The following is a 10,838-nucleotide window of genomic DNA, read 5'->3' as shown; positions in this document are numbered from 1 at the left end:
GCGGGGGTGGTGCGGGCGGATAGACCTCTGTTTGCGCCGTTCATCCCCGGCCGGAATCATCAGCCATCTTGCAATCGACGTCGCGCCGCACGATTGCACAGACCATCTGTGAGGATACCGCCATGTTCGAACAACCAGCCACCATTGCCAAACCCCGCGCCATGCGCATTGCACAGTGACCGCCGATCTTTCGCAAGGCTGCGTCTGGGCGCAGGGCGATCCGCTGATGCAGGCCTATCACGACCGCGAATGGGGGGTGCCGGTGCGGGATCCGCGCCTGCTGTGGGAAATGCTGATGCTGGAGGGATTTCAGGCCGGTCTGTCGTGGCGCACCATTCTGCACCGGCGTGAGGGATTTCGCCGCGCGTTCGATGGTTTTGACCCGGTGCGCATCGCGGCCTTTGGCCCGGACAGGATCGATGCGCTGATGCAGGATCCAGGCATCATCCGCGCGCGTGCCAAGATCGAGGCGACCATCGGCAATGCCCGCGCCTATCTGGCGATGGCGGCGGCGGGCGAGGATTTCGCCGACTTTATATGGCGCCATGTCGACGGCCGGACGATTGTCGGCGATGGGTCCGCCATGCCCGCCAGCACGCCGATCTCGCTTGCATTGTCCATCGCGCTCAAGGCGAAGGGTTTCAAATTTGTCGGCGCGGTGACCGTCTATGCCTTCATGCAGGCGGTTGGCATGGTCAACGACCACGCGCATGATTGTCCGCAGCGCGCAACCTGCATGGCATTGGCCGTGCGGTGATGATCGCCCCGGCCGGGCCGGGGCGATGGATCAGAAGCTGTAGGCGGCCTTGAGGAACAGCGTGCGCGGCGGGTTTTGCGCACCTTCGAGCAAAGTGGTGCCGGCATAAGGCCCTGCCTTGACCGCCGCGCCGATCGCGGTGAGCGAGGTGAAGTAGAACGCGTTGGCGAGGTTGCGGCCGGTCAGTGTAAAGGTCCAGCGCCGGTCTTCGGTTTCGAACGCGACAAAGGCGTTGGCAACGCCATGTGCGGCAATCTGGTATTGCGGGCTGTTGAGCGAATCCGAGAAGTACGAGGTGAAATAACTGCCGCTCGCGCCCAGCTTGATGGTGCCGCCGGTCGACACCGGGATGGTCCAGGTGACCGAGCCGAAATATTGCCATTTCGGCTCTCCGGCGAACTGGTTGCCGTCATAGTTGTAGGCCGGAACGGTGCCTTCGGCGGGCGAGGCATAGTTGTCATAGCGGGTCTTGAGATACGTCGTGTTGAACACCAGCGCCAGATTGCGCGTGGGCTGGCCCGAGGTTTCCAGCTCGAACCCGTCGGTGTGCGCCGAAGGGGCATTGCCGCGCGTGCTGACATAAGTTCCCGAAATCGGACTGAACACCGCGACCGTCGTCTGCAGGTTTTTGTAATCGTTGTAAAACCCGGTCAGGTTGATGCGCAGGCGATGGTCAAGCCAGTCGGTCTTGATGCCGCCTTCATACGTGTCGACGTTTTCCGGGTTATAAGGCAGCGCGGTCTGGATGTTGAGCGCGCGGTTGTTGAAACCGCCCGCGTCGAACCCCCTGGCATAGTCGGCAAACACAAAGAAGGTCGGCGCGGCCTGATACGACACCCCGGCCTTGGGCGTGAAGGCGTGCCAGGTCTTGGCATTGAGCACGGCCGCATTGTTGAAGTTGATCTGGCTGCCCAGGATATTGACGCCCAGCGTCGGGATCGCGCCGCCGGTCAGCACCTGGGGATAGAGTGTCGGGTCGATCGGGTTGCCGCCCAGATCGTCGTTCACCCCGTTGAAGGTGAATTCGCGGTGCTCGCTGATATAGCGCCCGCCCGCCGTCAGCGTCAGCGCGTCGGTCAGATGCAGGTTGCCTTGCAGATAGGCGGAATAGTTGAAGCTGCGCGTATCGCCGATCTGGTCGAACGGCGCGGTCGGCAGCGCGGTGTTTGATGTCGGCAGTCCGGTGACATAGCCGATGCGGTTGCTCGAAAAATTCTCGAACAGATAATAGAACCCGCCGGTGAAATCGACCAGCTTGTAATTGCCCTGCACCTGCAATTCCTGGCTGAACTGGTGCTGGCGATAGGTGATGTAATTGTCCGACACTTCCACCGGCGTGGGATGGGCCGCATCATAGGGCAGGAAATTCTGGCCGTCGTTGTTGTAATTCACCGGCGCCTGGTTGAACGCGCGCAGCGCGGTGATCGCATGCAGCGACAGATGATCGTCGAGCGTTTCGTCAAGCCGGACGGTTACCCCGCCGATATGCGAATAGTTGACCGGATAGCGCCCGGCATAGCTGACATTGGGCTGATAGGCCGCCAGTTGCGTGGGGCTGTAGAGCGTGCCGGCGGTGATCGCGCCCAGACCGCTGAGCGCCGGGTTGGTCGCGTTCCAGGTGGTCGCATCATATTGCGCGGCCTGAGAATGGTCGATCGTGCCATCGGCGGTGACGGTCGCCTTGAGCCGCGAGGAGGGCGTGAACACCAGTTTGACACGCCCGCTGGTGGTGTTCTGGTTGTTGACATAGTCGTTCTGCGACGGGTTCCAGCTATACCCGGCGTGCTGATCGTGGGCGATCGCCACGCTGGCATCGAGCAGACCGGGAACCAGCGCGCCCGCAACATAGGCATGCGTGTTGAACGTGTTGTACGACCCATAGCCGACGTCGGCGCTTTCTTCCAGCTTGTCGGTCGGTGCGCGGGTGACGTAGCGGATCGCGCCGCCCGACGAATTGGCGCCAAACAGCGTGCCTTGCGGTCCGCGCAGCACTTCGACGCGTTCGACATCGGTCAGATCGGCCAGGCCGTTGATGGCACGCGCCAGATAGACATCGTCGAGATAGACCCCGACGGTGGGGTCGAAAATCGGGTCGCTGTTGCCGATGCCGCGGATGAAAAAGGTGTTGGTCAGCGGCGTAATGCCCGAGGGCGTGGTGAACAGGCCGGGGATCTGCCCGGCCAGATCGCGCGAGGTCACGACGTTCTGTTCCGACCGGAATTCAGACCCGATCACGCTGACCGCCACCGGCGTCTGTTGCAGCCGGGTTTCCTTGCGCGTGGCGGTTACCACGATGTCCTGCCCTGGTGCGATGTCGGCGTCGGGGGTGGCCTCGGGGGCGGCGGCACCCGGGGCGGTGGCGGCAAAGGCAGGCGTGGCAAGGCTGGCAAGCGCGGTGCCGGCCAACCAGGCAAGGCATGCGGAACGGTTGCGGATCATGTTTCTTCCCTGGATGATCTGTTGTGTCGACGGACCGCCGCCCGAACGCACCGACACGCCCCGATGGGCAGCGGCGCACACCCCCGGCGGCGACAGGCGCCGATCTAGGCGGAATGCCGGGGGTCGTCCTATTTATTCTCAACTGTTCAAGTTGAGTTATCATCAACCCGAACGCTCGGACGGCTTGGCGCAACAAGGGCGGCAAACGGGCTTGCCTCGCGTTAATCTCCACTCTATTGGTAGACAAATAGCTATGGTCCGTACCGGATTGAAACATGACGCGATTGCAGGAGTTTGATGGCAATGAAGGCTCCGGACCGGGGATGAGCGCGGTTGCCGATGATCGGGCGCAATTGCCCGTGCTGATTGTCGGGGGCGGGTTTTCGGGCACGTTGCTGGCCATCAATATTGCCCGGCAGGGGGTCCCGGTGGTCCTGTTCGAACGCGATCAGGCCGCGCTTGCCAAAGGTCTGGCGTTCGGCACGCGGCGTCCCGAACACCTGCTTAACGTGCGCGCCGCGAACATGAGCGCATTTCCCGACGATCCGGGCCATTTTCTGCGCTGGATGGGATTTTCGGATGCCGATCAGTGCAACCGGTTCGTGCCCCGGCTGGCCTATGGGCAATACTTGCGCGAAGTGCTGATCAACAGTCTGGGGCAGACCCGTCGCCCGTTGCATGTGCGTGCCGACGACGTCGTCGATCTGGTTGAAACCGCGCAAGGGGTCGATGCCGTGCTGGCCGATGGCCGCGTGGTGGCCGGGCGCACTGCGGTGTTGGCGCTGGGCCATTGTCTGCCGCGCCTGCCTGCGCCGCTGGCCATGCTACCGCCGCCGCTGGCTTGGGCCGACCCCTGGCATCCCGAGGCGCTGGCAGGGTTGCGGCCGGATGATCGCGTCGTGCTGGTCGGTACCGGGTTGACCGCGATCGATCTGATCCTGTCGCTCGATCGAAGCGGGCATCGTGGCCCGATCGTGGCGCTGTCGCGGCGCGGACTGGTCCCGCGCGCGCATCTGCCATCCGGGCCCGATGTCGCGCAGGTGCCCGCGCCCACGGCACGTAGCACCGCGCTGGTCGGCGCGGTACGCCGGCGTGCCGCGCAAGTCGGCTGGCGATTGGCCATCGATGAATTGCGACCACACACCCAGGCGCTGTGGCGTGCCCATGATGCGCGGGCGCAGGCGAGTTTTCTGCGCCATTTGCGCCCCTTTTGGGATGTCCATCGGCATCGTCTGGCGCCCGAAATCGGCGCGCGGCTGGACGCGTTGCAGGCCGAAGGGCGCCTGCGCTTTGTTGCCGGGCGACTGGTCGATGCCTCTGTCGATGCGGATGCTGCGGTGCTGCATTGGCGTCCGCGCGGCAGCAATGCCATCGCCACGCTGGCGGCGGCGCGGGTGATCAACTGCATCGGCCCCGAAGGCGACATTGCGCAGGCGCGGCAACCGCTGATCCAGGCGTTGCTGGGGCGTGGCGCAATGCGCGCCGACGTGCACCGACTGGGGCTTGACGTCGATCCGCAATGGCGTGTGATCGGTCATGCAGGCCAGGCCAATCCGCGCATCCATGCGGTCGGCCCGCTGACCAAGGGTATCGCCTGGGAAATGATCGCGGTGCCCGATATCCGCCAACAGGTCTGGGCTCTGGCGCGGCTGCTCGCCGGGGTGGCCACACTTTAGCGCCTTTGTCGCCCTTATTGGCAATCCTCAATTGCCGCGCGGATTCTCAATCAATACAGTAGAGTTAATAGGCCCGTTTGCCCGAAATCGAAAGCAGAGTGATGATTTTTCCGCAGTCGTCCGCCGTCCTCACCAGCGGGCACACCCGTCGTCGCATCCTGGCGGGGGGCGGGGCCGTGGCCTCGGCCGCTTTGCTGGCCGGGTGCGGCTGGCACAAACCCGGCGCAGCCAAGGGCCTGCGCGTGGCGGTGATCGGCAAAGGGGCGACCGATACCCGCCTGCTGTTTCCCGCCGCCGGGATCACGCCCGATTTCCCGATCAGCTATGCCGAATTCGAATCCGGCCACCTGGCGGTCGAGGCACTCAATTCGGGGGCGATCGATCTGGCCGGGATGAGCGAGATTCCCCCGGTGTTTGCGCTGTCTTCCTCGGTGCAGAGCTTTTCGCAGATCGCCATCGAGCATGGCGACGTCAACAGCCAGGCCGTGCTGGTGCCCAAAGGCTCGACGATCCGCACGCTGGCCGATCTCAAGGGGCGCCGGGTTGGCTATGTACGCGCCACCACCGCGCAATATTTCCTGATCCGGATGCTGCAATCGGTCGGTCTGGGCTGGTCGGATATCTATCCGGTGGCGATGACCGTGGCCGATGGCGCCGCGGCCTTTTCGCAAGGTTCGCTCGATGCCTGGGCGGTCTACGGCTATCCGATCGAGCGTGCGATCGCCAATGATGGCGCGCGCATCCTCAAAACCGCGCTGGGCTTCTTGTCGGGCAACTATCTGCTGACCGCGCACAAGCAGGCGATTGCCGATCCGGTGCGCGCCGACCTGATCCGCCGGTTCCTGCGCCTGCAACGTCAGGCCTTTGCCTGGAGCACCGCGCACGAGGCACAGTGGGCCCCGATTGTCGCCAAGTCGATCGGCGTGCCGGTGGACTATGTTCGCGCGCAATTTGCGCGCAAGAGCGATCCCTATCAATTGCGACCGGTCACCGATGCGGCGATCGCGTCGCAACAGGCGGTTGCCGACGTGTTCGCCGATGCCGGGCTAATCCCGCACAAAGTCGATGTGCGCCCCTTGTGGGACAACCGGTTCAACCCCGTGATCGAGGAGGCCTGAGCCATGGCCACGCATGCCGTTGTTGCCACCGGTCCCGATCTGTCGGACGCCGCGCTCGACCTGCTGACCCGGCGACTGGCCGAACGCGCCGAAGACTATGACCGCAGTCCGCGCTTCCCGCGCGAGAATTTCGATATTCTGGCCGAACTTGGGCTGATCGGCCTGACCGTGGAGCCGCGTCTGGGCGGCAGCGGTGCGGGCTTTGTCGATGCCTTGCGTGTGCTGGGGGCGGTGGCCAAGGGTGATCCTTCGACCGCGCTGATCCTGTTCATGACATATGCCTTTCACGCCGCGCCCGATCGCAACGGCCGTTGGCCGGGCGCGCTTTATGAACGGCTGGCGCGCGAGGCGGTGGCCGGGCAGGGGCTGATCGGCACGTTCCGGGTTGAGCCCGAACTGGGCACCCCGGTGCGCGGCGGCCTGCCCAAGACGATTGCCCGGCGCGTGGGTGACCAGTGGCTGATTTCGGGCGAAAAGATCTATTCGACCGGATCGACCGGGCTCGACTGGTTTGCCGTGTTTGCCCGCACCGATGAACCGGAACCGCGCCTTGGCCTGTTGCTGGTCGATCCGGCGGCGCCGGGGATCACGATCGTCCCCGAATGGGATCATCTGGGCATGCGCGCCACGGTCAGCCACAAAGTGGTGTTTCACGACACGCCGACCCCGGCGGATTTTGCGGTCGATCTGCGCCATCCGCGCGATTGGGCGCCGCTCCCCGGTGCGGCCAACGGCGCCATGGCGTGGAACGCGCTGGCGATTGCCACGATCTATGACGGCGCGGCGCGGGCCGCGCGCGACTGGCTGGCGCGCTATCTCAACGATCGGGTGCCCGCCAATCTGGGCGCGGCACTGGCCACTTTGCCGCGCGTGCAGGAAAAGTTCGGCGAGATCGAGGCGCTGTTGCACACCAACCGCGCGCTGATTGAGGGCACCGCCGCCGCAATCGATGCGGGGCGCCCGGTCACGCCCAGCGAGGTCAACCTGGTCAAGCATGTTGCCAATGGCAACGCGATCCGCGCGGTCGAAATCGGGCTGGAATTGACCGGCAATCCGGGGATCAGCCGCAACAACCCGCTCGAACGCCATTATCGCGACGTGTTGTGCAGCCGGATCCATTCGCCGCAGGCCGATACCGTGCTGATCAGTGCGGGCAAGGCGGGGCTGGGCCAATGAGCTTTGTGATTGCCAGCCAGCTTGAGGCAGAGCTGAACGAGGCGATTGCGCGCCATCCCTCCCGGCCCAAAGTGATCGCCGCGCCGGTTGATACGCCCTGGACGATCGCCAACGATGCCGATGCCCTGATCGTGCGGCCCACGCCTGCCTGGCGACAGGCGCCGCGTGACGATGTCCCGGCGGGTTGGCCGGGTCGCTTGCGCTGGGTGTTCACATCATCGGCGGGGGTTGATTTCTATCCGCACTGGCTGCTCGATGCGCCGGTGGTGTCGTGCGCGCGCGGCACGGCTTCGGAAGAAATCGCCGACTATGTCATTGCGGCGATCTATGCGCGCACCAAGGATCTGGCTGCTGCGGCCGCGCATGAACCGGCGCAATGGCGCTATACCGAATTGGGCCAGGTGCTGGGCAGCACGATTGGAGTGGTCGGGCTGGGGGCGATCGGCACGGCCGTCGCCCGCCGCGCCACCGCGCTCGGCGCGCGGGTCGTGGCGGCGCGGCGCAGCAATGCCGCCAGGATCGGGGTGATCGGGGTCGAAATGCTGCCCAGCGTAGCCGACGTCGTGGCGCGTGCCGATCATGTGGTGATTGCCGTGCCCGCCACACCGGAAACCCGCCACTTGTTCGGACCGGACTTGTTGGCCCAGGTTAAACCCGGTGCGCATCTGATCAACGTGGCGCGCGGTTCGGTGGTCGATCAGGCGGCGTTGATCGCCGCGCTCAATTCCGGGCGTCTGTCGTTCGCGACGCTCGATGTGACCGATCCCGAACCCCTGCCGGCAGGGCACCCGCTCTATACTCACCGGCGCGTGCTGCTGACGCCGCATATTTCGGCCAGCTATACGCTGGCGCGCGGCAAGCTGCTCGACAAGATCCTGACCGACATCACCCGTGTCGCCTATGGCCAGCAACCGGTCGACGTGGTCGACCGGTTGCGGGGATATTAGGCGGCCCGTGCGGTTGCGCCTGCTTCAGGAATGGTGGCCAGCACGACATCGCTTTCGGTGCGAACCATCCAGTCGGGGCTGACATCGATAAAGCGCAGCGTATGGTCGCTGTTCAGCACGACCACCGCGGGCTGGTCGATTTCATAGCTGTTGGTGCCCAGCGATGCGCCGATCCACGGTTGGCCGGGGGCCACTTCGGGGCGGTCGTCGGGCAGGAACGTCAGGTTGAGCTGACGGCCGAGCGCATAGTCGGGATCGGAAAATGTCGGAAACGTCAGCCCGTGGCGCAAACTCGGGCCGCGATCGACGGGGATCTGGGCGCTGACCGCCAGCAGGGGGATGCCCGCCGCGTGGAGCGCGGGCCACAGCGTTTGCTCGTAATAGGGCAGCGCGATGTTGCAGGCCGGACATCCGCCATAGCGGAAAAATACCAGCACCGCAGGCCCTTGCGCCAGCAGATCGGTGCTTGCCAGCGCATGACCCTCGGCATCGATCAGCGTGAACGGCGCAATCCGCTCGCCCGGCTGCGGCCGGGCCGAAGGATCGTTGCGCTCGACCAGCACGCGCCGCTGACGCGCGTTCTTTTCCAGTCGGGCGGCTGGCCAGGTGCGTTCGCGCTCTGCCTGAAGTTCGGCAAAGCGTTCGGCCAAAGTCCTGCTGGTCATTGTCTGCGCACTCCTTGTTGCTGTCGGCAGGCAAGGCGTAGGCAGCAAGCGCCGCGCGCGACATCGAGAAGCGCACGGCCATGCTTGAGACTTTGCAATATGCGTCGGTCACAGCGGCGCGACAGTGTCCCGCACGAGTTCAGCCAGGCGTGAGGTGGCCCCGTCGAGTGCGCTGCCGGTGCGCAGGATGCACGAAACACGCGGCAGCGCGGGCAGGCCGGGATGTTCCAGCGGGGCCTCTTTAAGGAACAGATGGGTGCGGCAAGTTACGCCGAGCCCGGCCTGAACCGCCGCGCGCAAAGTGGTGAGATTGGGCGTTTCGACGGCAATGCGGAACGAACGGCCCGAATCCTCCAGCGCGCGCACCGCGGCTTCGCGGAAGCGGCACGGCGTTTCGAGCACGGCCAGCGGGATCGGGTTGCGATCGAGTAGTGCGATTTCGCCGTACCAGGCCATCGGCGCGTGGGCGATGGCATCGGGATCGCCCGGCGCTGCAAACCCCAGCACGATATCGAGCTGGCGGCGTTCAAGTTGCGCCAGCATTTCGGCGGTGCCGGCCACGCGCGAATAGATCTGCGCCTCGGGGTGCAACTCGGCAAAGCGCGCCAGCAGGCCCGACAGCAGCATCTCGGCAAAATCCTGCACCATGCCGATCCGCGCAGGGCCCGCGAAGTGCCCGGCGGTCACTGCCGCCACGGCTTCGTCGTGCAGGCCCAGCACCTTGCGTGAATAATCCAGCATCAGTTCGCCCGCCGGGGTCAGCGTCAGGCGCCGCCCGTCGCGGTGGAACAGCGCCTGTTGCAACAGCTCTTCCAGCCGCTTGATCTGCAGGCTGAGCGCGGACTGGGTAACAAACACCTTTTCCGAAGCGTTGAGCATCGACCCTGTGTCGACAATGGCGACAAAACTGCGCAGCAGGTTGGTGGGAAGATTGACTGGCATGGGTCTGGATTACCTTGGGAACTTTGCAAGCGCAGGGACGCGCGAACAAGTCTCATAGGCGGATGAGAAATGCCAATCAAAATAGTAGAGATTAACTGCGGCGAAGGATTCCTATATCCCGCCTGTGGCCACGATCTAAGTATCTGATATAAAATGATGGTTTGTGATGAGGTGGGCGCCTGCCGCGCCCACCTATAAGCGTTGCTCAAGGCAGACTCGTGGAACTCAATTGAATTGGTAGACATCAAGGTATTGGCTCAACGCCGTTATCCCGTCGCACGAGTGAGTCCGTACCATGGTCGCCCCAACCGGTTCATCCCGATCCCTGCTCAGCCGACTTGGCACCTCGCACTGGGTGTCGCCGCTGGCGCTGCTGGTGCTGTGGGAAGCGGCCAGCCGCATCGGGCTGATCCCCGCGCGCACACTCGCCGCGCCATCGACGGTCGCGGGAACGCTGTTTGCAATGATCGTGTCGGGCGAATTGCCGTCGAACCTATTAGTGTCGTTTCAGCGCGTGCTGCTGGGGCTGTCGATCGGGATCACGGCCGGTGTTGTACTGGCACTGATTGCCGGGCTGTCGCGGCGCGGCGAAGCGGCGGTCGATCCGGTGATGCAGATCAAGCGCACTATCCCGACGCTGGCGCTGACGCCGCTGTTCATCGTGTGGTTCGGCATTGGAGAATTGCCCAAAGTCGCGCTGATCGCGTTTGCCTCGACTTTTCCGGTTTATCTCAACTTGTACAGCGGCATCCGCAGCGTCGATCCGCGCCTGATCGAGGGCGCGCGCAGCTTTGGCCTCAGCCAGGCACAATTGATCCGGCATGTCATCCTGCCCGGTGCGATGCCGTCGTTGCTGGTGGGGCTGCGCTATTCGCTGTCGATCGCCATTCTCGTGCTGGTCGTCGCCGAACAGATCAACGCCTCGGCTGGGTTGGGTTATCTTATCAACAATGCGCGCGATTTCCTGCGCACCGACATCATCGTGGTGTGCCTGATGGTCTATGCCATGCTGGGTCTTGGTGCCGATTGGCTGGTGCGCCTGATCGAACGGCGCGCGCTCGTCTGGCGCCCCAGCATGGTCGACGCATGACCCGTTTTCCTGCCCTCTGATGGAGCAA

The 10,838-nt window shown here is 64.4% G+C and carries 9 protein-coding genes; 6 read left to right on the top strand and 3 right to left on the bottom strand.

Going from position 1 to position 10,838, the window contains the following annotated elements:
* The first annotated feature begins 175 nt into the window (after window positions 1-175).
* A complete protein-coding gene (locus AQZ49_RS18245) occupies window positions 176-757 on the top strand; it encodes a DNA-3-methyladenine glycosylase I (RefSeq protein ID WP_255355430.1) in 582 nt (193 codons plus the stop codon).
* Between the two features lie 30 nt (window positions 758-787).
* On the opposite strand, the gene AQZ49_RS18240 is transcribed toward AQZ49_RS18245, so the two are convergent.
* Entirely contained in the window at window positions 788-3,196 is a 2,409-nt protein-coding gene (locus AQZ49_RS18240) for a TonB-dependent receptor (RefSeq protein ID WP_067619161.1), read from the bottom strand.
* 275 nt (window positions 3,197-3,471) lie between these two features.
* On the opposite strand from AQZ49_RS18240, the gene AQZ49_RS18235 reads away from it, so the two are divergent.
* From AQZ49_RS18235 to AQZ49_RS18220, 4 genes are all read left to right on the top strand, one after another.
* On the top strand, window positions 3,472-4,872 hold the full coding sequence (locus AQZ49_RS18235; RefSeq protein WP_231739299.1) for an FAD/NAD(P)-binding protein: 1,401 nt from the start codon (window positions 3,472-3,474) through the stop codon (window positions 4,870-4,872).
* Between the two features lie 101 nt (window positions 4,873-4,973).
* The gene (locus tag AQZ49_RS18230) at window positions 4,974-5,990 is read left to right on the top strand and encodes an ABC transporter substrate-binding protein (RefSeq protein WP_067619105.1); all 1,017 of its coding nucleotides are present in this window, start codon (window positions 4,974-4,976) and stop codon (window positions 5,988-5,990) included.
* A gap of 3 nt (window positions 5,991-5,993) precedes the next feature.
* A complete protein-coding gene (locus AQZ49_RS18225; RefSeq protein WP_067619102.1) occupies window positions 5,994-7,166 on the top strand; it encodes an acyl-CoA dehydrogenase family protein in 1,173 nt (390 codons plus the stop codon).
* A complete protein-coding gene (locus tag AQZ49_RS18220) occupies window positions 7,163-8,113 on the top strand; it encodes an NAD(P)-dependent oxidoreductase (protein ID WP_067619099.1) in 951 nt (316 codons plus the stop codon). Before AQZ49_RS18225 ends, AQZ49_RS18220 begins: the two co-directional genes overlap by 4 nt.
* On the opposite strand, the gene AQZ49_RS18215 is transcribed toward AQZ49_RS18220, so the two are convergent.
* On the bottom strand, window positions 8,110-8,778 hold the full coding sequence (locus tag AQZ49_RS18215) for a peroxiredoxin-like family protein (protein WP_067619096.1): 669 nt from the start codon (window positions 8,776-8,778) through the stop codon (window positions 8,110-8,112). The genes AQZ49_RS18220 and AQZ49_RS18215 overlap by 4 nt on opposite strands.
* A gap of 108 nt (window positions 8,779-8,886) precedes the next feature.
* Window positions 8,887-9,720 (bottom strand): LysR substrate-binding domain-containing protein, encoded by an 834-nt coding sequence (locus AQZ49_RS18210; protein WP_067619093.1) that lies wholly within the window; start codon window positions 9,718-9,720, stop codon window positions 8,887-8,889.
* A 295-nt stretch (window positions 9,721-10,015) separates the two neighbouring features.
* Between AQZ49_RS18210 and AQZ49_RS18205 the strand changes: the two genes are divergently transcribed.
* The gene (locus AQZ49_RS18205) at window positions 10,016-10,810 is read left to right on the top strand and encodes an ABC transporter permease (RefSeq protein ID WP_067619090.1); all 795 of its coding nucleotides are present in this window, start codon (window positions 10,016-10,018) and stop codon (window positions 10,808-10,810) included.
* Window positions 10,811-10,838: the final 28 nt, after the last annotated feature.

The sequence above is a fragment of the Novosphingobium sp. FSW06-99 genome (assembly GCF_001519065.1).
Classification (GTDB): Bacteria; Pseudomonadota; Alphaproteobacteria; order Sphingomonadales; family Sphingomonadaceae; genus Novosphingobium.
Note: the sequence above shows the minus strand (reverse complement) of the source record. Positions and strands in the feature narration are given on the sequence as shown.